The following is a 20,364-nucleotide window of genomic DNA, read 5'->3' as shown; positions in this document are numbered from 1 at the left end:
AGGAGTCGCGGCTGCGTGAGCGGTGGCTGCGGGCGAACGCGGAGATCACCCACAGCCTGATGTCCGGCAGTGGCCAGGTCGAGGTGCTGGGTCTGATCGCCCGGCGGGCCCGGGAGATCACCGGGGCCGTCCTCGCCCTCGTGGCCATCCCGATGGAGGGCGCCGACGCCCTGACGGTGGAGCTGGCCCTCGGCCCGGAGGCCGAGTCGCTGCGTGGCGTGGTGCTGCCCGTGGACGGAACCCTGGTGGGAGAGGCGTTCGTGCGGGCCGTACCGGTCAGCAGCGCGGACGTCCGCGTGGACGAGCCCGTCACGGCGAGCCCGCCGCGGTCGGGGGGAATCGGCCCGGCCGTGGCCGTCCCGATCGGGTCGGGCGACCGTGTGCGCGGTGTGGTGCTGCTGGCCCGCGGGGACGGGCACAGCCTGTTCACCGAGGAGGAGACGGAACCGCTCCAGGTCTTCGCCGCGCAGGCCGCCGTCGCCATGGAACTGGCCGAACGCCGCCGGGACGCCGAGCAGGTCGTCCTTCTGCAGGACCGTGACCGCATCGCGCGCGACCTGCACGACCTGGCCATCCAGCGGTTGTTCGCCGCCGGAATGACCCTGCAGAGCGCCGGCCGGCTCATCGAGCACGAGGAGGCGGCGCGGCGGGTGCTGCGCGCGGTCGGCGACCTCGACGAGACCATCAAGATCATCCGCTCGACCATCTTCGGCCTGCGCACCCGCGAGGATGTCTCGGCCTCCGGTCTGCGGGCCCGGGTGGCGAAGGCCGTCGGGGACGCCGCACCCGCGCTCGGGTTCGTCCCCGGCCTCCGCATGCAGGGCCTGCTCGACACCGACGTGCCCGAGGAGACCGCCGACGACGTCGTGGCGGTGCTGTCGGAGGCGCTCTCCAACGTCGCCCGGCACGCCCACGCCCGGCGTGCCGACGTCGTCCTGGAGACAGACGGCACGGAGGTGCGGCTCACCGTCGTCGACGACGGGGTGGGCATCCCGCCCGAGGGCCGCCGCAGCGGCCTGCTCAACATGGCCGTGCGGGCGCGGAAGCTCGGCGGCGACCTGGACCTGGACACTCCTCACGGCGGGGGCACCCGACTGGTGTGGCACGCCCCTCTTCGGTAGGCGGAGCGCCCGGCCGACGCACTCCCGCCGGCTCGCCCGCGCGGTTCAGGCGACGCCGCCGGGGGTCTGCGCGCCCTCCGCGCGCAGGCTCAGGTCCGCGGACACGGACACCACGCCGTCCACTCCGCGGCACAGCCGCTCGATCACCGGGACGAGACTGGGCGCGTCCACGTTCCCCTTGAGCGTCACCCTGCCGTCCTGGACGGTGACCACCACGTCCGTCGGCGCGAGATGCAGGGTCCGGGTCAGGACGTCGACGATGATCTCGTCGCGCATCGCCTCGTCCCGGCGCAGGAAGATGCGCAGCAGGTCGGCGCGGCTCACGATGCCCACCAGCGTGTCGGTCTCGTCGACCACCGGAAGACGCTTGACGCGTTCGGCATCCATCAGACGCGCCGCCTCCACGACCGTCCATCCCGGCCGCGCGCACACCGGCGGAGCGCTCATCAGCTCTCCGGCCGTGACACCCTCGGCCCCGGGCTGGTCACCTTCCAGCAGACGCGGCGAGAGCGGCAGCCCGGCCGGATCGGGGTGCGCGGCCACCGTGCGCAGCAGATCGGCCTCCGACACCACCCCGACGGGATGGTCCAGGTCGTCGACCACCGGCAGGGCGGTCACCTCGCTCTCGGCCATCAGCCGGATGATCGTCTTGAAGGGTGCGTCCCGGTGGACCCGGACCACGTCACGGGTCATCAGGTCTCCGACCGTACGGTGCTGCATGACACTTCTCCCTTCGGCCCGTCCCATCGGCTCCGTCCCTCCGGCCCCGTCCGCCGGCTCCCGGCCGGAAGCGACGTGCCGGGTGGGAGAGCGCCCGTGGATGCCGCACTGCCAGCGTGGCAGCGGAGGCCTGTCATCCGCTTGGGGCCAACGCGCAGGACAACGAGCCGTTCGACCCCGACGGGCGGGACCTTCGGCCCGTTCGGTGCCCTCCGCCGCGCGTGATGGTGAGAGGAGGGGGACCAGCGAAGGGAGGCATGATCATGCAGGCTCACGTCGGCGACCGACTGATCGTGGAAAGCCCCGTCACCGGTACGATGCGGCGCGACGGCGAGATCGTCGGCCTGCACCACGAGGACGGCACGCCCCCCTACGACGTCCGCTGGTCGGACACGGGCGAAACCACCCTGGTGTTCCCGGGACCGGACGCCCACATCCAGCACCCCGGCGGGACGCAGGCGGAGTGGACCGCCACGCCGGCCGCGCCCTCGGCCCCGGGGGGCCGCCCGGGCCCCGGCGCTCGCGTCCCACAGCCCGGCGACATCGGCCGGCGTCTGGCCGCGGCCCGCGGCAGGCTGGGCCTCGGCCTGGCGGAGACCGCGCGCCGGGCGCGGATGTCCCCGGACTACCTCGCCTACCTGGAGACCCACGCCGCCGACCCCGGCATGGCGACCCTCGTCCGGCTGGCCGACGCCCTGGGGACGACCTTGATCGAGCTTCAGGGCGCCGACCAGGACCGGCCGCCCGGACAGGGACACGCGCTGCTCCACCCCCGCCTGGAGGATCTGCCCCCGCAGGAGTGCTGGACCCGGCTCTCCACACACGGGGTGGGGCGCGTCGCCGTGACCACCGCGGACGGTCCCGCCGTCCTCCCGGTCAACTACGACGTCGTCGACGGCGCCATCGTCTACCGCACCGCGCCCGGCTCGGCCCTCGCCGCGGTCGTCGGCGAGACGGTCGCCTTCGAGGCCGACCACATCGACGACGCCATGGGCCAGGGCTGGAGCGTGCTCGTCGTCGGCCCCGCCCGGGCCGTCACGGATCCGGACAAGATGACACGGCTGGGGGAGCGGGCGCACAGCGACCCCTGGGCGGGAGGCGAGCGCGGCCTGTGGGTGGAGCTCCGCCCCGAGCGCATCACGGGACGCCGGATCACCTCGGCGGACGAGTGAGCCGACCGGAGGTGCGCAGGACACCCCGGACCGGAGGCGCGGAGAACACCACCCCGTGGGGTGTTCTCCGCGCGGTGTTCTCCGGCCGCACCTTCGTGAGCCCGGGCCGCTGCGGGCCGCCCCGCCGGGGCCGTCAGGCCGAACCCAGGTCGGCGTGCACCTCCGCGACGTCCTCCAGACCCCGGATCTCCGCCAGCAGCCGCTCCGCGGCGGCGCCGGGCAGCCGGCCCCGCAGATCGACCACGCCGGCGTGGACGGCGACATGCACGTCGTCCGCCGCGCCTGGACCCGCGACCACGGTCACCAGACGGCGGACCTCCTTCTCAAGGCCCGAGTCGTCCCGGATGAGCGCCTGGAGCAGCGCGGTGCGGTCGACCGTTCCCACCAGGCGCCCCTGATGGTCCGTGACCGGTACGCGCTTCAGCCGTGACAACGCCACCAGCCACGCCGCCTCCGCGGCGGTCGCACCGGGCAGTACGGTGATCGCGGGGCTGGTCATCAGCGCCTCGGCCGTGTCCCCGCTCGCCTTCTCCAGGATCCGGTGCCCCCTGATGCGCCGCATCGCACCGGGACGCTCCTGCGACGCCTCGACGGCCGCCTTGGCGAGCAGGTCGGACTCCGACACCACGCCGAGCACGCGGTCGTCCTCGTCGACCACGGCGACGGACCCGGTCCGTTCCCTCGCCAGCACCCGTGCGACCTCCTGGAAGGCAAGGTCCCAGGCGACCGAAGGTGCCGGGACCTGCATGACGTCGCGGACCAGCACGGGCGCCCCCGCAGGTCCCAGATCCGGTGCCGGGGGCGGTCCACCCGGCGCGGGTTCCGCGGCCCGCTCGGGCGGCCCGGCGGCCGCGTGCCCCCCGGGGGCTCTGGCCGCCGTCTGCCGCGACGACAGGGCCGACATCGCGCTCAGATAGCGCAGCAGCAGATCCTCGTGCGGCTCTCCGGACGGGCGTGGCCGCCTGCCCGGTCCGCCGTGCCGTGCCTCGGACGCGGCGGAGTGGCTCTCGCGCTCGTTCACAGCAGCCTCCCGTGGTCGTCGCCGTCCCTCCCCACCACCCTCCGCCGACCGGGCGCCGCGGCGTAGGGCCGGACGGTCCACACGTCGGCCGCGGCACGGCCGGCGCAACCGCCGGACGGCCGTGCGGCCCGCCGGGCCGCGGACCTCGCCCGCCGCCCGGGCGCGGCTCCCGGTCAGTGCGCGTGGTGCCGGCGGTGCCCCTCGTGCCGCACGACGACCACCGGGCAGGGCGCGTGCTGGGCGCAGCGGTGGCTGACCGAGCCGAGCATGGCCCGTGCGAAGCCGCCCCGTCCACGGTGGCCCACGACGAGCAGCTCGGCTCCCTCCGAGGCCTTGATCAGCACCTCCGAGGGATCGCCCTCGATCAGGTGCTCCCGTACGGCGGCGGGAGGTCCCGAGGGGAACACCGCGTGGAGTTCCGCCGCGAAGCGTTCCCGGGCCTGTTCCAGGTCGAGTTCCGGATCGATCGCCGGTCCGGCCCAGCCTGCCTCCGACGGGGTGTCCCAGGCGTGCACGGCCTCCACGACACCACCGACGTCCCGGGCGTACCGTGCCGCCCACTGCAGTGCCTCGTACGACGAAGGGGATCCGTCCACACCCACGACCACCCGGCGCTCCGGCTCAGTGGATTCCATGGTCACCTCACTCGGCAGAAGCAGTCCCCGCCTCCACGCTGCCCGCCTCCGGCCCCCGACGCCAGCCGGGGCGTGCCGCAGGCGTCGACGGCACCGCAATGGGGCCCACCAGGCTGGTCGGGGGGCCGACCGGCCCAAGCGGATTCCGGGCCCGGCGCACAGGCTGGAGCTGCGGGCCCTGCCGGTGCCCGGATCCGGCCCGCACGCGGACGCCCGCGACCGGGGTCCGCCCCAGCGCAAGAGGGCGAGGTAACGGAATGAAAGGCTACGTCTTCCACGGCCCCGGAGAAGCCGCCTGGGAGGAGGTCCCCGACCCCGACGTCATGGAGCCGGGCGACGCGATCGTACGGGTCGACGCCGTGACGATCTGCGGCACGGATCTGCACATCCTGGGGGGCGACGTCCCCGACGTGCGGCCCGGGACGGTACTGGGGCACGAGGCGGTCGGCGAGATCGTCGAGATCGGCGCGGACGTGCGCAGCGTGCGGCCGGGGGACCGGGTCCTGGTCTCCTGCATCAGCGCCTGCGGACGGTGCTCCTACTGCCGTGAGGGTGTCTACGGCCAGTGCCGGGGCGGTGGGGGCTGGATCCTCGGGCACACCGTCGACGGCACCCAGGCCGAGTACGTGCGGGTGCCCCACGCGGACCTCTCCGTGCACCCCCTGCCCGCCGCGGTCGCCGACGAGGACGCCGTACTGCTGGCCGACATCTTCCCGACCGCCTACGAGGTGGGTGTGCTCAACGGCAGGGTCCGCCCCGGCGACACCGTCGTCGTGGTCGGAGCCGGGCCCGTGGGCCTGGCCGCCGTCGCGACGGCCCGGCTGTTCGCGCCGGAGCGGATCGTCGCCGTGGACGTGGCCACCGCCCGCCTGGAGGCAGCCCGCAAGCTCGGCGCCGAGGCCGTGGCGGACGCCCGGGAGACCCCCGAGCAGCTGATCGCGGACCTCACCGACGGGCTCGGCGCGGACGTGGTCATCGAGGCCGTGGGGCTGCCGGAGACCTTCGAGATGTGCATGCGCATGGTGCGGCCCGGCGGGCGTGTGGCCAACGTCGGCGTGCACGGCAGGCCGGCGACACTGCGCCTGGACGAGCTCTGGAGCAGGAACATCACCCTGACCACCGGCCTGGTCGACACCCGCACCACGCCCACCCTGCTCCGGATGGCCGCGGCGGACCGGCTTCCCACAGCCCAGCTGGTGACCCACACCTTCCCGATGGAGCGGATGCAGGAGGCCTACGACGTCTTCGCCGGCGCCGCCGAGACGGGAGCGCTGAAGGTCGTGCTGGGCGGTCCGCAACGTGAGGTCGTCCCCGTGGGCGAAGCCTGACGGTCCCGAACACACCGAGCAGTTGGGAGGGCGTCATGCCCGGTTCTCCGTACACCGTGAGCGATGTCATGACCCGCACCGTGGTCGCCCTGGCCGGCGGGGCGGAGTTCAAGGAGATCGTCAGGACCATCGAGGAGTGGGGTGTCAGCGCCCTGCCCGTGCTGGACGCGCGCAGCCGGGTGGTCGGCGTCGTCTCGGAGGCGGACCTGCTGCGCAAGGAGGAGTTCCGTGACACCGCGCCGTCCGGTCCGCCGGGCGCCCCCGGCCCACTGGGCCGGGAGAAGGCGGAGGGTGTGACGGCGCAGGACCTGATGACCTCGCCCGCCGTCACCGTCCACCCGGACGCGACCCTCGCCCGTGCGGCGCGCCTGATGGCCCACCGCGGGGTCAAGCGGCTGCCGGTGGTCGACGACGGCGGTGTGCTCAAGGGCATCGTCAGCCGGTCCGACCTGCTCCGGGTGTTCCTCCGGTCCGACGAGGACATCGCCGAGGAGATCCGCCGCGAGGTCGTCGTCGGGCGGTTCCCCGAGCAGGTCGACGCGGTCCGGGTCGACGTCCACGAGGGGGTCGTCACCCTCACCGGCCGCGTCAGCGACACCTCCGTGGTGCCGCTGGCGGTGTGGCTGGTGCGCTCGGTCGAGGGTGTGGTGGACGTGCACTGCGCGCTCGCCGGGCCCCGCCATCGTCCGGCTCTCGAACCGGACCTCCTGCCGCCCGGCGACGCCCGGGGAGCGCCGGGCCCGCACCGGGCACCGTGAGGAGTGCGACGGCACCGGCGGCGCACGGGTGCCCACGAGGGCCGGCCGGTCCCGGACGGGGCCGGCCGGCCCTGGCACGGCACGGGGCGGAGAGGGACGATGGAAGTGCGAGGAGAGGAGGCCGAGATGACCAGCGTGCTGGAGCGGCTGCCGGGTTGGCCGACACTCCCGGACCTGTTCGGCTGGGTCGAGTCGGGACTCCCGGGGACGCACGTTCCCGGGTTGCACGGCATCCGGATCGAGGAGCACATCGCTGACGGTGCGTACGTCGTACGGGCCGAACTCCCGGGCATCGACCCGGAGAAGGACGTCGACATCACCGTCGATGAGGGGATCCTGACACTGCGTGCCGAACGCAGTGAGGAGACCACGGAGAAGCACCGCACGGAGTTCCACTACGGCACCTTCGTCCGCTCGGTGCGGCTGCCCGCCGGCGCCAAGGGCGAAGAGGCGAGTGCCGAGTACAGGGACGGCGTGCTGACGGTCACGGTTCCGGTCCCGGAGGAGCAGCAGACGGAGGCCAGGACCATCAAGGTGCGGCACGCCTGAGCGGACGGCGTAGCCGCGTCGCATCGGTGCGCGGCCGGTGGACCCACCGGCCGCGCACTTTGCCCGCGCCCGCCCGCAGTCCGTCGCGTTCCGCTTTCCCCGCGCGACGTTCCTGTGGGCGTGTACGGGATCGCACCGCACCCCTGGCATCTGCCGGCGACCCCGTCGGAATCGGGGCGTGAGCCGGAGCCTTGACCAGGAAGGCCGGGAGGGGACGGGAGCCCGGACGGTGGACGGAGCCCCGGGACCCCGTCCGCGCCGGGAGCCGCGACCGCGTCCGGAGCCGGTACGGCCGCCGGGATGGGCGGATGCCAGGAGCCGGATGCCGGGAGCCGGATGCCGGGGCTCCCGGCTCACCGGCCGGAGCCGTCCCCCGCGCCGGGCCGGCCGGCCGAGGACCGTGCGCCGTCGGAGCCGCCGTGCAACTCCTCGGCGATCCCGTCCGCCCATGCCTCGACGGCAGCCCAGTCGCGGTGGTCCCCGAACCGTCCGCCCGCCAGACGGAAGAACAGGCGCCCGCCGCGCGGCAACTGGTCCGCCGCGACCACACCGGAGAAGAGGCGATGTTCCCGGTACACCGGTCCGGCGGGCAGGGCCTGCTCGATCACCCCCGCCTCCGGGTACGCCAGGCGCCGCCAGGGGCCCCGCAGGGCACCCGGCATCCCGACGCTGAACACCCACACGGGTCGCGGTACGAGCACGTCCAGGTTCTCCCGGACGAAGCCCGCCGCCGAGGGCAGCCACCGCTGCTCGTGCACCGCACTGCCGAGAACGAACGCCCGGTAGGCGTCGGCGTCCTCCACCTCGGCCATCGGCCGGGCCTCCGTCGCCCACCCCCGCCCACCCAGCACCTCGGCGATCCGTTCGGCGATCTCACGCGTCGAGCCGTGTACGGACGCGTGTCCCACCAGGACGTCCATGACCTCACCCCGCTTCCCTGCTGCCGCTCGGTGCCGGGCTCAGGGCGCCGGGGCCGGCTCGTCCGGGCCCTGGTCGAGCCGGAACGGCGGGTAGACGTCGGTGAGCAGCGCGGCATAGGCGGCCACCCGCAGCACCCACCGGTTCAGGCCGATCACCAGGTCGAACAGCCCACGCGGATAGACACTTCTCGCGGCCAGCGAGACGCCCGCGAAGAGGGTGAGCAGGCCGATGAGACCGCCCTCGTACCAGCCCGCGCGCACGCCGCCCGCGAGGAACGCCACGACCAGGTACTGCGGGATGGCCAGCAGCCACCACTTCACCAGGACGAGGCCGCGGGAGAGCTGCTCCGGGTACTCCAGCTGCCAGCGGGCCGGGTAGTCGGGAACGTCGGCGAGCGTGAACGGCGGGTACCGGTCGGTGCCCAGGGCGCCGTACGCGTAGTAGGCCACACGCCAGGTCCAGCGCAGGACACCGGTGCTGAAGTCGAACAGCGGGCGCGGGTAGCGGCCGGTGAACAGGATCGCGAAGAACGCCACCACGCTCGTGACCGCGAACGCCACCCACAGGAAGAACAGGACGACGTAGTGCGGAAGGGCGAGCAGCCACTTCACCAGCCACAGCCAGCGGGACAGCGGCTCGTCCAGGACGGCGGTCAGCCGCGCGGGATGGGGCGGCGGCACCGCGTCGGACGGCGAGGGAGGCATGATGTTCGTGCTCATGGAACCGGTCCCTTCGGATTCCGGCCGCGGCCGCAAGCGGTGCGCTCACGGCCGCGGCCTCCGCCTTTCCTCCAGCGTCCGCCGAAGCGGCCCCCGGGCCCATGGGCTGAGCGGGGCAGACGCCGGGCCGAGTGGCCCCTGAGGGTGCCCGTCAGGCCTGGGCCGGTCCCGCCGGGGTGACGCCGGCGTCGGCGGCCACGTCGCGCGGCCGCAGGGCGAGATCCTCCCGGGCCCGCCCCTGCACACCGCACCGGTGCCGATCGGCCCCCTCGGCGCCCGCACGTCCCGTCAGCGCCGGACGGTCAGCGGGACGGTGTCCACGGTCACGGGACGGCCGTCCGCCGGGGAGTCGAAGTACGCCGTCAGCAGCCCCGGCCCGCTGCTCCGGGGCTTGCAGGGAAACGTCACGTCGAAGGTGCCGCGGGTACCGGTGCCGGAGGTCGCCTGGACCTGCACGTCGGCGGCGGTGCGGCCGGTGACGTCGGTGACCTTCAGCCGGAACACCGCCTCGAAGGTGTCGGCGCTGCCCCGCACCCGCAGCGGAGAGCGGACGGTGTCGCCGGGCAGGGGGGACTCCACCAGGACCGCCGGGGTGACGCCCTCGAAGTCCGCCCGGCCCACCGGCCGGTCGAGGACGGTGCCCACCCCGCCGAAGTCCTTCACCGGCGTGCCGTCGAGGGCGAAACGCACCTTGTCGACGGAGGGGAACCGGGTCACCGTGAACACGATCTGGGCGAGACGCTCCCGCAGGGAGAGGCTGCCGCCGCCGTCGTCGTACCGCCCCGACAGGTCCACGGTGGCGATCCGGTCGTGGATCACCAGGGACCTCAGGATCGTCCCGGACGGGATGGCCGTGCTCCGGTCGTGCGCCCGTTCGGCACCGTTCGGGCCGGCCAGCAGCGCGCGGACCGCGCCGGCGGCGGTGCCCGGAGCGGTCACGGTACGCGGGACGGGCGAGACGAACTCTCCGTGCAGGAAGTACACCGCCGTGCGGACACTACGGGCCCCGCCGCCCGTGGACGGGCCGGTCGGTGTGCCCGGCACTCCCGCGGTGCCGGTGGGCGTCGCGGGCGTACCCGAGGCGCCTCCCGGTGTCCTCCCGGCCGTCGGGGAGTCCGACGGCCGGCCGCCGGTACCGGGCGCCGGAGACCTCCCCGCGGTGTCGCACGCGACGACGACGGCCAGCGGCAGCACCAGTGCGGCGGTGCACCTCCACGGGCGGCGCCCGCGCGGGCGGGGGGCCGGGGTTCCACTGCCCATGGCGACCTCCTCCCACATCACCAGAGAAGCACCGCCGAGGGCGGCCCGCCAGGGACCGCGCGGCGCCGAACGCGGTGGCCGCACGGGCTCTTCCCCTGCCCCCCGCCCCACGGCCGGCCGAGGTCGCCCGGGACCAACGGTGCTGACGGTGGGTCAGGTCCGGTCGGTCGTGGTGAGTCGGTGCCGCAACGCCAGGGACGCGGCGGTGAGGAGCGCCACCGCGAAGCCGAGGAGGACGAGGAGATCGGTCAGGATCGCGCCCGGACCACCGCCCCGGGACAGCAGCTCCGTCCACGCGTCGACGGCCCAGGCGTGCGGAGCCGCATGTCCCGCCGTCCTCAGCCAGCCCGGGACCAGCGCCAGCGGCCACATGCAGCCGCCGAGCATGCCCAGGGTGATGCCGAGCGCCGGGCCGAGGGCGTGCACCTGCTCCGGCGTCCGGAACAACGCACCCGCCAGCACCCCGGCACCGGTTCCGACCAGCGCCCACACGGCCACCAGGGCCGCGGCGGCGAGCGGATCGCCCCAGGACACGCCGAACGCGAGGGCGCCGATGCCCACGATCAGCACCGACTGCACCAGGGCCAGCAGCAGATAGGCCGCCGTCTCGCCGAGCACCAGGGCGCGGGACGGGACGGGAGCGGCCAGCACCCGGGTGTACACCCCCGTGCGCCGGGTCTGCACGATGGCGGCACCGCCCGCCAGCGCGTTCACGAAGACGAACAGCACCAGCATCGTCGGGGTGCTGTAGCTGTAGCCGAGAGGCAGGAACTCGCTGACGCCGTCGACGGTCTCGGTGCGCACGGCGATGGGGGACCAGGCCCGTTCGGCGCCCCGGGCCAGGTCCAGGTCCGTCTCGAAGGTGCCGCCCGCCTCCTGTGCCGCGAAGCGGGCCGCCTGGAGCTTCGCCGCGTGACCGGCGACCACCGCCGACACGGTCGACACCGCGGAGTGTCCTGCGTTTCCCGACGGCTCCACGAGCACCGGCACCGTGACGGACCGTCCCGAGCGCACGTCCTCGTCCAGATCCGCCGGCATCACCACCACGGCGTCCAGCTCGGCCCGGCGCAGCGCGTTCCGCGCGTCCTCCGCACTGCGGAACACTCTCGTGCGCAGCCCGGTGCCGGACCGCAGGTCCGCAACGAGCTCGCGGGCGACGGGGCCCTGCCGGGGCGCGGGCACGATGCCCACCCGGAACCGGTCGAAGCCGTTCACCGTGATCCCGATGACGACGATGATGGCGACCGGCAGCAGCACCATGAAGAACAGGGCCGTCCGGTCGCGCAGCGCCCGCAGTACGGTGGCCCGTGCCACGGCGAGAGCGGTCATGGTCTCCTCCTCAGCCGGAGCAGCAGGACCGTCACCACGGTCACGGCCGCGCAGAAGCCGGCGATGCCGAGCAGGGGCGTGCCGAACGCCGCCCAGCCCCGCACCCCGGTACCCAGATCGGTGAACCCGCGCAGCGCCCATCCGTTGGGGGTGAACAGCGCCAGGCGGTGCATGAACGACGTGCCGGAGGCGAAGACGAAGTTGCCGCCTGCCAGTACCAGTCCGAACACCACGACCGACGCCAGTCCCTCGGCCTGCCGTTCGGTCCGGGCGGCCGCGATCACCAGGGCGGTCAGACAGACCACGGTGACCGCCATGCCCAGTCCGAGGACGGCCACGCCCACCGGGTCCGCCCAGCTGGCCCCGAAGGCCAGCCAGGAGACGAGCGTGACGGTGGCGAGCCCGGCCAGGCTGTAGCCGAACGTGGACAGCGACTTGCCGAGCAGCAGCGCACCCCGGCCCACCGGGGCCGCCGCGATCCGGTCCAGGGTTCCCTGCTGCTGCTCCGCGAAGTAGCCGCGCGCCCCGAAACCGACCGTGAACAGCACGAAGAAGATGCCCATGCTGGGTCCGAAATAGCTGATGACCTCCAGCGGGTCGTCGGCCATGCCCTCCGGCTCCACCTGCTCCGGCAGGCGCAGCAGCGCCGCCCGCGCGGCGAGTCGGGGGACGTCCTGCCGCGGCGCACCCGCCGCCACCGCCGTGGCGACCGACAACCGGTCGGCGTTGACCTGCGCCACGTACGACTCGGCGACGGCGCGCGCGAGTTGCGCCTCCAGCCCGTGGTCGACGCTGTCCAGGACGACGACGGGGGAGGGGCTATTGCCGCTCAGCGCCCGGGTGAACCCGGCCGGGAGGACGATCGCGGCGTGGGCGCGCCCGGCATCCACCTCCCGGCGCGCGGTCGCCGCGTCGGCGTACTCCCGCACGCGCACGGTGCCGCGCAGTTCGGGGCCGGTGAGGACCCGGGTGAGTCCGGCGGCGGCCGGCCCGTGGTCCAGATCCACGACACCGATGTCGGCACGGAACTGCGTGTCGCCGCCGAACGCCAGGGCCATCAGGCCCGCGATCAGCACCGGTGCCACGAACACGATCACCCAGGCCGACCGGTCCCGCAGACGCTGCCGCAGGTCCTTGGCCGCGATGGACAGAACGACGCGCACGGCGGCTCACTCCCTCAGGGCGGTGCCGGTCAGGTGCAGGAAGACCGTCTCCAGATCGGGCTCGTCGATCTCGACGCTCCTGACGTGGACACCTTGCCGGTGCGCCAGGTCGAGCAGTTCCGGCAGCAGACTGCGCGCGTCCTTGACGACCACCTCCACCACGTCGCCCCGCTCCCCGCCGCGCGCCGCGCCCTCGACGCGCGCGAAGCCGCGGCAGGCCCTCGCGAAGGCCGTGAGGTCGCCGACGGCGGTGAGCCGCACCCGATCGCGCTCGGCGACCAGCGACACCAGCTCACGCGGGCTGCCCTCGGCGATCAGCCGCCCCCGGTCGATGATGCCGACCCGGTCGCACAGCCGCTCCGCCTCCTCCATGTAGTGCGTGGTGTAGAGAACGGCCATGCCCTGCTCGCCGAAGCGCGTGACGCTCTCCAGGATGGCGTGCCGGCTCTGCGGATCGACCCCGACCGTCGGTTCGTCCAGGACCAGCAGGGTCGGCGCGTGCACCAGCCCGGCGCCGATGTTGAGGCGCCGTCGCATGCCGCCGGACAGGGAGTCCACCCGGTCCCGGGCGCGGGCGGTGAGGCCGACCAGGTCCAGTACCTCCGCCACCCGGGCCTCCAGACGGCGGCGCGGCAGCCGGTACAGCCGGCCGAAGAAGCGCAGGTTCTCCCGGACGCTCAGGTCCGGGTACAGGGCGACCTCCTGGGGCACGAACCCGATGAGCCGCTTCGCCGGTCCGGCGGCCGTGCTCACCGGAAGACCCGCGACCCGTACCGTGCCCGCGTCGGGCCGCAGCAGCCCGCACACGATGCGGATGGCGGTTGTCTTGCCCGCGCCGTTCGGCCCGAGCAGGCCGTAGGTCTCGCCCGGCGCGATGTGCAGGCCGACGTCGTCGACGGCGGTGCGATCGCCGAACCGCCGGACCAGGTGCGCGCAGTCGAGCACCGGCTGCTCCGCCGCATCGTTCATGACATCCCCTCGACGGGCCGCCGGACGAGCCCGCGGACTCACGGAAGGTTCCCGCCCATGAGCCTGGTCGGCGCCCACTCGCCTGCACAGGGCCCGCCCGGGCCCGGTCCCTGGGCCGTCCGGCCCGTGCCCACCGCACCGGCGAGGGGGCGCGCCCGCCGTGCCCGCGCCCGCCGTGCCCGCGGCCGTCGCCGCACTCCCCGCCGGACGGTCACCCCCCGGATGGTCACCCCGATTCGGGCGCCGCACCCGGAGGGGACCGGAACGCCCATGCCGTCGTGCCGTGCCCAAGCCGCCACGCCGCACCGCGCGTTACGGTCTCCGTCCCCGCCCCGCTCAGTCCGGCCGGGGCCGAGTCCACCGGCGGTACGCCGTCACGGCGGTCGGCAGGGTCGGGAAGATCAGGTCCGTGCCGACCGTGTCCGCCAGGCCGTAGGCCACCAGGTCGTCGAGGAGGTCCTGCTTGACCCGGGCCAGGGCGAACACGATGCCGCGGCCGGTGAGTTCGAGGCGCAGCGCGTCCACGGCGTCCAGGGCGGTGATGTCGACCTCCACGTTGGCCTCCATGTTCAGCAGGAACCAGCGCACGGGTTCGGTCTGCTCCGCCACGGCCGCCAGGGCCCGCCGCCGGAAGTCCTCCGCGTTGGCGAAGAACAGCGGCGAGTCGTACCGGTACACCAGCAGGCCCGGGATCGTCCGGGCCTGCGGATAGTCGTCGACGTCGTGCATGCCCGCCACCCCCGGCACCAGCCCCTCGACCGCGTCGTGCGGGCGGGCCACCCGCAGCAGCAGCTCGGCCACGGACAGGCCGACCGCCACCAGCACGCCGTACAGGACGTCCAGGGCGAGCACGCCGGCCAGGCAGCCGAGCGCGAGGAGCAGTTCGCGGCGCCGGAAGTCGGCCAGCCGCCGGAACCCGGCGAAGTCCACCATGCGTACCGCCGCGTACACCACGATCGCGCCGAGCACAGCGGCGGGGGTGCGGGCCAGCAGCCCGCCCAGCGCGAGCAGCACGGCGAGCACCGCCGCGCCGGCGACCAGAGAGTACCCCTGGCTGCGGGCCCCGGTCGAGCAGGCGAGGGCGGTGCGGCTGGCGCTGCTGCTGACGGGGAAGCCGTGCAGCAGCGCGGATCCGAGGTTCGCCGTGCCCAGGGCCGTGAACTCCTGGTCGGCGTCGAGCTCCGGCCCCTCACCGGCGGGCCCGGCGAACGCCCGCCCGGTGAAGATGCAGTCGGTGTACGCCACGAGCAGGACACCGAGCGCGGGCAGCACCAGCCGCGGCAGCTCGCCCGGATCCGGCACCGCGACGCCGGGCAGTCCCGTCGGTACCGCGCCGATCACCCGGACGCCGTACCGCTCGTCCAGGTTGAACACCACCGTGGCCGCGGTGCACAGCACCACCGCGAGCAGTGGACCGGGCAGCGCCCGCGGATACCGGGCCACCGCGAACAGGAACGCGAGCGCGGCGGCGGACAGCACGACCGTCGCCGCGTCGGCGCCGGACAGGCCGCGCACGAAGGACCACAGCTTGGGGAGGAACCCGTCGCCCGAGGTGCCGACTCCGGTCAGGTTCGGCAGCTGGTCCACCGTCATGATCAGCGCCACGCCAGCGAGATAGCCGGTCAGGACCGGGCGGGAGAGCAGATCCGCGAGGAACCCCAGCCGCACCGCCCGCGCCGCCAGGCACAGCAGACCGACCGTCCCCGCGAGGGCCGCGGCCAGCGCGGCGTAGCGGCCTGGATCCCCTGCCGCGAGCGGAGCGACCACGGTCGCCGTCATCAGGGCGGTCGTCGACTCCGGCCCCACCGACAGCAGCCGCGAGGATCCGAACAGGGCGTACAGCCCGAGCGCGGGCAGGATCGCCCACAGCCCCGCCACCGGCGGAAGCCCGGCCACACCCGCGTACGCCATCACCTGCGGCACCAGGTACGCGGCCACCGTGACACCGGCCAGCAGATCAGCCTTCAGCCACTGCCTGCGGTAGCCGGCGAGGGTGGCGAGACCGGGGACGGCGCGCAGCACCGCAGCGGGGGCACGGGTGCGCGCCCGCCGCCACAGCCGGCCGGCACCGGGCAGGGGGCGGCGCCCCGTGTGTCCACCCGCCGTGCCCCGGTGCATCAGCCGCCCTCCGCCGTCGGCCTCCAGGATGCGCCGGGCCCGTCCGGCGGACCGTAGGGCCGATCGGTCCCGGCCCGACCCCGGTCAGCCCATGGGACCGGAGGCTGATCCGTCGGATGCTCGGAACGTCGGGAGACGCGCAGGCCGCAGGCCCGGAGGAGACCACCATGACGCACCACGTGCTCGAACGGCCCCCCGTCCACGCGCTGCTCGCGGACGGCACCACCGTGTGCATCCGGACCGTTCGGCCCGAGGACCACGGGCGGCTGCGGGCGCTGTACGACGCGATGTCCGCGGACAACCTGCGGCTGCGGTTCTTCAGCATCAGCCGGCGGTCCGGCCTCCGCGCCGCCGACCGGGCCTGCGCCCCGGCCCGGCCGGGCTACCGCGCCCTCCTCGCCGAGACACAGGGACGGGTGGTCGGCCTCGCCGAGTACGACACCGGCGGCAAGGGCGACACGGCCGACATCTCCGTCGCGGTCGCCGACGGCCTGCACCACCGCGGCGTCGGCACCCTCCTCGTCGAGCACCTGGTCTCCGCGGCGCGCACCGAGGGCGTCACCGCGTTCACCGCCGACGCCCTGAGCGAGAACCGCGACATCCTGCGGCTCTTCGCCGACCTCGGTCTGCGGACCGCCCGCCACTTCGACGGCCCCGAGGTCCACTGCACCATCCGGCTGGACGAGGACGACACCTACCTGTCGGCCGTGGAGGCGCGGGGCCGGGCCGCCGACGTGGCCAGCCTGCGGCCCCTGCTGCGGCCGGACGGCGTGGCCGTCGTCGGCGCCGGGCGCAAGCCCGGGTCGGTGGGCCGGGCCGTCCTGCACCACCTGAAGGCCGGCGGCTTCACCCGGCGGCTGTACGCCGTCAACCCCGCCGCGACCTCGATCCTCGACGTGCCCTGCTTCCCGTCCGTCGGCGCGCTGCCCCGGACACCCGACCTGGCCGTCCTCGCCGTGCCCGCAGCCGCCGTGCCGGCCACCGCCGAGGAATGCGGCACGGCGGGCGTGCGGGCCCTGCTCGTCGTCACCGCCGGGCTCGACGCCGAGCAGACGCAGGCCCTCCTGACCGCCTGCCGCACCCACGGCATGCGCCTGGTCGGCCCCAACTGCCTCGGCATCGCCCACACCGACCCCGAGCTGCGCCTCGACGCCACGTTCGCCGCCGGCCACCCGCGCCCCGGCACCGCCGGCGTCGCCGTGCAGTCCGGTGGCGTCGGCATCGCGCTGCTCGACGGCCTGTCCCGGCTCGGTGTCGGTGTCTCCTCCTTCGTCTCCCTCGGCGACAAGTACGACGTCAGCGGCAACGACATGCTCCAGTGGTGGGAGAGCGACGGCCGCACCGACCTGGCGCTGCTCCACCTGGAGTCCTTCGGCAACCCGCGCGCCTTCTCCCGCACCGCGCGGCGTGTGACGCGCCGCATGCCCGTGCTGACCGTCGACGCCGGCCGCACCGACGCCGGCCGCCGGGCCGCCGCCTCCCACACCGCGGCCGCCGCCACCCGGACCATGACCCGGCAGGCGCTGTTCACCCAGGCCGGCATCACCGCCACCCGCTCCGTCGGCGAGCTGCTGGAGACCGCCGCCCTGCTGCACACCCAGCCGCTCCCCGCCGGCACCCGCGTCGCCGTGGTGACGAACGCGGGCGGCGTCGGCGTCCTGACCGCCGACGCCTGCGCCGAGGCAGGACTCGTCCTGCCCCCGTTCGGCACGGAGGCGGCGGACGCCCTGCACGCCGTGCTGCCCACCGCAGCCACCGCCGGCAACCCGGTGGACGCCACGGCCTCGGTCACCGAGGAACAGCTCGCGCGGTGCGTGGACCGGCTGACGGAGCACGGCGGCGTCGACGCCGTCGTCGTCGCCCTGGTCCCCACCGCCGTCGCCGCCGCCACGGGGGACGACCTGGTGCGCGCGGTCACCCGGGCCCGCCGGGCCCGCCCGGTCGCCCTCGTACGGCTGGAACAGGGCGTCCCGGTGACGCTGCTGCCCGCCGGGGGCGGCGGATCCGTCCCCTCGTACGCCGAACCACAGGCGGCGGCCCGGGCCCTGGCCCACGCGGCGCGCCGCGCGGCCTGGCTGAGCCGCCCGGCCGGCACCGTGCCGGACGTGTCCGGCATCGACACCGCCCGCGCCCACGCCCTCGCCGAGACCTACCTCGAAGCCCATCCGGACGGCGGCTGGCTCGACCCGGGCACGTGCGCCGAACTCCTCGACGCCTACGGCATCCCGCAGATCCCCTGGGCGTTCGCCGACACCGAGGACGACGCCGTGCGGGCCGCCCGGCGGCTGCGTGGCGCGGACGGCCGGGTGGTCATGAAGGCGCACTGGCCGGGCCTGGTGCACAAGAGCGAGGCGCACGCCGTCCACCTCGACCTGCAGGGCGACGCCCAGGTGCGGGCCGCCTTCCGGGACTTCGAGACCCGCTTCGACGGGCTGCTGACCGGCGTGGTGATCCAGCCGCTCGCCGCTCGCGGCACCGAGCTGTTCGCCGGTGTCGTCCAGGACGAGGTCTTCGGGCCGCTCGTCCTGTTCGGCCTCGGCGGCACGGCCACCGAGGTGCTCGCCGACCATGCCGCCCGGCTCGCCCCGCTCACCGATCAGGACGTGCACGACCTGATCACCTCCCCGCGCTGCGCGCCGCTGCTCTTCGGCGCGCACGGCAGCGGGCCCGCCGACCTCGCCGGGCTGGAACAGGTGCTGCTGCGCCTGTCGCGCATGGCGAGCGACCTGCCGCAACTGGCGGAGGCCGACTTCAACCCGGTCCTCGCCAAGCCCGGCGCGGTCACCGTGCTCGACGCCAGGCTGCGGCTGCTGCCGCGCCGGGCCCAGGACCCCTATCTGCGCCGGCTCCGCCAGCCGGTCTAGGCAGCCCCCAGGAGGAACCGTGAAACACGACAAGGTCGGCTCCGTGATGACCACGGACGTGGTACGCGCCGACTACGGAACCCCGTTCAAGGAGGTCGCCCGGCTGCTGGCGGACCACCGGATCAGTGGGCTGCCCGTGGTGGACGAGGACGACCAGGTGATCGGAGTGATCTCCGAGACCGATCTGATGATCCACCAGGCCGCGGTCCCCGACCCCTTCCAGCCCGAACCCCACCACCGTCTGGCCGCTCTCACGTCCGCGGGGCGCCGCCGGAGCACCAAGGCCGCGGCCCGTACCGCCGGTCAGCTGATGAGCGAGCCCCCGGTCACCGTGCACGCCTCCGACACCATCGTCGAGGCCGCGCGGACCATGGCCCAGCGGCATGTCGAGCGGCTTCCGGTGCTCGACGAGGAGGAGCGGCTGGTCGGCATCGTCACCCGGCGTGACCTGTTGCAGGTCTTCCTGCGGCCGGACGCGGACATCCGCGACGAGGTGATCGAGGAGGTCCTCGTCGGCACGCTGTGGCTGGCGCCGCGCAGCGTCGACGTCTCCGTCACCGAGGGCGTGGTCACGCTCTCCGGCCGGCTGGAACGCCGCAGCGAGACGGAGATCGCCGTTTCCATGACCCGGCAGATCGACGGCGTGGTCGGCGTCGTCGGCGACCTCACCTGGAACCTGGACGACAGCCGGCTCCAGCCCGAGGCCCAGGCCCTGCACGGGGTGGCCGACGACTGGCTGCGCAAACTGTGAGAGGAGACGGATCGCCATGACCGCGAACGTGCTGGTCGCCTACGGATCGACCAACGGGTCGACGGCGGAGATCGCCGAGACCGTCGCCGAGGTGCTGCGCAAGGAGGGCCTGACGGCCGAGGCACGCCCGGCCGGTTCCGTGCGCGACGTGGAACCCTACGACGCCGTCGTGGTCGGCGGCGGGCTGTACGCCAGCCGCTGGCACCGCGACGCCCGCCGCTTCGTGCGGCGCCACGGCGAGGCGCTGTCCCGGCGCCCGCTGTGGCTCTTCAGCAGTGGCCCGCTCGACGCCTCGGCCGGCGAGCGGGACATCCCCCCGGTGCCCGGCGTGCAGAAGACCATGGACCGGCTGGAGGCCCGGGACCACGTCACCTTCGGCGGCTGCCTGGAGGAGGGCGCCAAGGGCTGGGTCGCCCGGATGATCGTGCGCAACGGAAAGGGCGGCGACTTCCGTGATTTCGGGCAGATCAAGGCGTGGGCGGCCGGGATCGGCCACGAACTGACGGGCTGAGGCGGAACACGGCGCGACGCGGGCAACGGCATCACCACCTGCCGTGGCCCGCGCCGCCGCGCCGTCGGCCCGGGGCCCGCGACGCGCACCACCGGGCCGGGGCCAAAACCCGGCGCGGTGCACACCGCCCGCCCCGGTGAACCGGGATCCGCCGCGTGACCAGGGCCGCCACCGCCGACGACATCCCCGGCATCCGTGCGACGATCCGTGAACCCGCCGCGTACGAACCGGTCGCCGGCCGTGCCCGCGCCACCGGCGAGCAACTGCACGACGCGCTCTTCGGCGCGCACCCGCCGCCCACGCGCTCGCCGCCGAGGACGACACCACCGGCGACACCATGGGCCACGGAATCCCGCCCGAGACCCGTGCCGCGTAGCGGCGCAGCGACGAGCGGGACGGCCAGAACCTCCCTCCTTCAGGCCTTCAGGAGGGAGTAACCGGTCAAGAGCGCTTCG

General features: G+C 74.6%; 18 protein-coding genes. 8 read left to right on the top strand and 10 right to left on the bottom strand.

Annotated features, from left to right (window positions below; all coding sequences use genetic code 11):
• On the top strand, positions 1-1,121 hold a 1,121-nt coding region (locus I3F54_RS21575; protein WP_240120481.1), incomplete at its 5' end, for a GAF domain-containing sensor histidine kinase.
• A gap of 45 nt (positions 1,122-1,166) precedes the next feature.
• Here I3F54_RS21575 and I3F54_RS21570 read toward each other — a convergent pair.
• Positions 1,167-1,841, bottom strand: a complete 675-nt coding sequence (locus I3F54_RS21570; protein WP_240120480.1) for a CBS domain-containing protein — start codon at positions 1,839-1,841, stop codon at positions 1,167-1,169.
• A gap of 263 nt (positions 1,842-2,104) precedes the next feature.
• On the opposite strand from I3F54_RS21570, the gene I3F54_RS21565 reads away from it, so the two are divergent.
• Entirely contained in the window at positions 2,105-3,013 is a 909-nt protein-coding gene (locus I3F54_RS21565) for a pyridoxamine 5'-phosphate oxidase family protein (protein WP_240120483.1), read from the top strand.
• A gap of 133 nt (positions 3,014-3,146) precedes the next feature.
• On the opposite strand, the gene I3F54_RS21560 is transcribed toward I3F54_RS21565, so the two are convergent.
• Both I3F54_RS21560 and I3F54_RS21555 read right to left on the bottom strand, forming a co-directional pair.
• Complete coding sequence (locus tag I3F54_RS21560; protein WP_240120479.1) at positions 3,147-4,034, bottom strand: CBS domain-containing protein; 888 nt, start codon at positions 4,032-4,034, stop codon at positions 3,147-3,149.
• 173 nt (positions 4,035-4,207) lie between these two features.
• Positions 4,208-4,669, bottom strand: a complete 462-nt coding sequence (locus tag I3F54_RS21555; protein ID WP_240120478.1) for a universal stress protein — start codon at positions 4,667-4,669, stop codon at positions 4,208-4,210.
• A gap of 257 nt (positions 4,670-4,926) precedes the next feature.
• Between I3F54_RS21555 and I3F54_RS21550 the strand changes: the two genes are divergently transcribed.
• The 3 genes from I3F54_RS21550 (at position 4,927) to I3F54_RS21540 (ending at position 7,304) form a co-directional block, all read left to right on the top strand.
• On the top strand, positions 4,927-5,997 hold the full coding sequence (locus I3F54_RS21550; protein WP_240120477.1) for an alcohol dehydrogenase catalytic domain-containing protein: 1,071 nt from the start codon (positions 4,927-4,929) through the stop codon (positions 5,995-5,997).
• A 35-nt stretch (positions 5,998-6,032) separates the two neighbouring features.
• A complete protein-coding gene (locus tag I3F54_RS21545; RefSeq protein ID WP_240120476.1) occupies positions 6,033-6,755 on the top strand; it encodes a CBS domain-containing protein in 723 nt (240 codons plus the stop codon).
• Positions 6,756-6,881: 126 nt separating this feature from the next.
• A complete protein-coding gene (locus I3F54_RS21540; protein ID WP_240120475.1) occupies positions 6,882-7,304 on the top strand; it encodes an Hsp20/alpha crystallin family protein in 423 nt (140 codons plus the stop codon).
• 353 nt (positions 7,305-7,657) lie between these two features.
• On the opposite strand, the gene I3F54_RS21535 is transcribed toward I3F54_RS21540, so the two are convergent.
• The 7 genes from I3F54_RS21535 to I3F54_RS21505 all read right to left on the bottom strand — a co-directional run bounded on the left by I3F54_RS21535 (position 7,658) and on the right by I3F54_RS21505 (position 15,783).
• The gene (locus I3F54_RS21535) at positions 7,658-8,224 is read right to left on the bottom strand and encodes a flavodoxin domain-containing protein (protein ID WP_240120474.1); all 567 of its coding nucleotides are present in this window, start codon (positions 8,222-8,224) and stop codon (positions 7,658-7,660) included.
• Positions 8,225-8,263: 39 nt separating this feature from the next.
• The gene (locus I3F54_RS21530; protein WP_240120473.1) at positions 8,264-8,944 is read right to left on the bottom strand and encodes a DUF4389 domain-containing protein; all 681 of its coding nucleotides are present in this window, start codon (positions 8,942-8,944) and stop codon (positions 8,264-8,266) included.
• A 288-nt stretch (positions 8,945-9,232) separates the two neighbouring features.
• The gene (locus I3F54_RS21525) at positions 9,233-10,204 is read right to left on the bottom strand and encodes a GerMN domain-containing protein (protein ID WP_240120472.1); all 972 of its coding nucleotides are present in this window, start codon (positions 10,202-10,204) and stop codon (positions 9,233-9,235) included.
• Between the two features lie 153 nt (positions 10,205-10,357).
• Entirely contained in the window at positions 10,358-11,533 is a 1,176-nt protein-coding gene (locus tag I3F54_RS21520) for an ABC transporter permease (protein ID WP_240120471.1), read from the bottom strand.
• A complete protein-coding gene (locus I3F54_RS21515; RefSeq protein ID WP_240120470.1) occupies positions 11,530-12,696 on the bottom strand; it encodes an ABC transporter permease in 1,167 nt (388 codons plus the stop codon). The genes I3F54_RS21520 and I3F54_RS21515 overlap by 4 nt, the downstream gene beginning before the upstream one ends.
• Before the next feature lie 6 nt (positions 12,697-12,702).
• Positions 12,703-13,665, bottom strand: coding sequence for an ABC transporter ATP-binding protein (locus I3F54_RS21510; RefSeq protein ID WP_240120469.1), 963 nt, complete (start codon positions 13,663-13,665; stop codon positions 12,703-12,705).
• 336 nt (positions 13,666-14,001) lie between these two features.
• A complete protein-coding gene (locus I3F54_RS21505; RefSeq protein ID WP_240120468.1) occupies positions 14,002-15,783 on the bottom strand; it encodes a SulP family inorganic anion transporter in 1,782 nt (593 codons plus the stop codon).
• 167 nt (positions 15,784-15,950) lie between these two features.
• On the opposite strand from I3F54_RS21505, the gene I3F54_RS21500 reads away from it, so the two are divergent.
• Genes I3F54_RS21500 through I3F54_RS21490 form a run of 3 tightly spaced genes read left to right on the top strand, consistent with a single transcriptional unit; the run spans position 15,951 to position 19,909 of the window.
• A complete protein-coding gene (locus tag I3F54_RS21500) occupies positions 15,951-18,647 on the top strand; it encodes a GNAT family N-acetyltransferase (RefSeq protein ID WP_240120467.1) in 2,697 nt (898 codons plus the stop codon).
• Between the two features lie 19 nt (positions 18,648-18,666).
• Entirely contained in the window at positions 18,667-19,398 is a 732-nt protein-coding gene (locus I3F54_RS21495; RefSeq protein ID WP_240120466.1) for a CBS domain-containing protein, read from the top strand.
• A gap of 16 nt (positions 19,399-19,414) precedes the next feature.
• Complete coding sequence (locus I3F54_RS21490) at positions 19,415-19,909, top strand: flavodoxin domain-containing protein (protein WP_240120465.1); 495 nt, start codon at positions 19,415-19,417, stop codon at positions 19,907-19,909.
• Positions 19,910-20,364: the final 455 nt, after the last annotated feature.

It is taken from the genome of Streptomyces sp. MUM 2J (assembly GCF_022414535.1).
In the GTDB taxonomy this organism is placed as follows: Bacteria; Actinomycetota; Actinomycetes; order Streptomycetales; family Streptomycetaceae; genus Streptomyces.
Note: the sequence above shows the minus strand (reverse complement) of the source record. Positions and strands in the feature narration are given on the sequence as shown.

Excerpts from the sequence above, each read along its gene's own strand:
- I3F54_RS21570 (WP_240120480.1), bottom strand. The coding sequence starts at position 1,841 with ATGCAGCACCGTACGGTCGGAGACCTGATGACCCGTGACGTGGTCCGG.
- I3F54_RS21565 (WP_240120483.1), top strand. The coding sequence starts at position 2,105 with ATGCAGGCTCACGTCGGCGACCGACTGATCGTGGAAAGCCCCGTCACC.
- I3F54_RS21555 (WP_240120478.1), bottom strand. The coding sequence starts at position 4,669 with ATGGAATCCACTGAGCCGGAGCGCCGGGTGGTCGTGGGTGTGGACGGA.
- I3F54_RS21550 (WP_240120477.1), top strand. The coding sequence starts at position 4,927 with ATGAAAGGCTACGTCTTCCACGGCCCCGGAGAAGCCGCCTGGGAGGAG.
- I3F54_RS21545 (WP_240120476.1), top strand. The coding sequence starts at position 6,033 with ATGCCCGGTTCTCCGTACACCGTGAGCGATGTCATGACCCGCACCGTG.
- I3F54_RS21540 (WP_240120475.1), top strand. The coding sequence starts at position 6,882 with ATGACCAGCGTGCTGGAGCGGCTGCCGGGTTGGCCGACACTCCCGGAC.
- I3F54_RS21535 (WP_240120474.1), bottom strand. The coding sequence starts at position 8,224 with ATGGACGTCCTGGTGGGACACGCGTCCGTACACGGCTCGACGCGTGAG.
- I3F54_RS21530 (WP_240120473.1), bottom strand. The coding sequence starts at position 8,944 with ATGAGCACGAACATCATGCCTCCCTCGCCGTCCGACGCGGTGCCGCCG.
- I3F54_RS21525 (WP_240120472.1), bottom strand. The coding sequence starts at position 10,204 with ATGGGCAGTGGAACCCCGGCCCCCCGCCCGCGCGGGCGCCGCCCGTGG.
- I3F54_RS21520 (WP_240120471.1), bottom strand. The coding sequence starts at position 11,533 with ATGACCGCTCTCGCCGTGGCACGGGCCACCGTACTGCGGGCGCTGCGC.
- I3F54_RS21510 (WP_240120469.1), bottom strand. The coding sequence starts at position 13,665 with ATGAACGATGCGGCGGAGCAGCCGGTGCTCGACTGCGCGCACCTGGTC.
- I3F54_RS21505 (WP_240120468.1), bottom strand. The coding sequence starts at position 15,783 with ATGCACCGGGGCACGGCGGGTGGACACACGGGGCGCCGCCCCCTGCCC.
- I3F54_RS21500 (WP_240120467.1), top strand. The coding sequence starts at position 15,951 with ATGACGCACCACGTGCTCGAACGGCCCCCCGTCCACGCGCTGCTCGCG.
- I3F54_RS21490 (WP_240120465.1), top strand. The coding sequence starts at position 19,415 with ATGACCGCGAACGTGCTGGTCGCCTACGGATCGACCAACGGGTCGACG.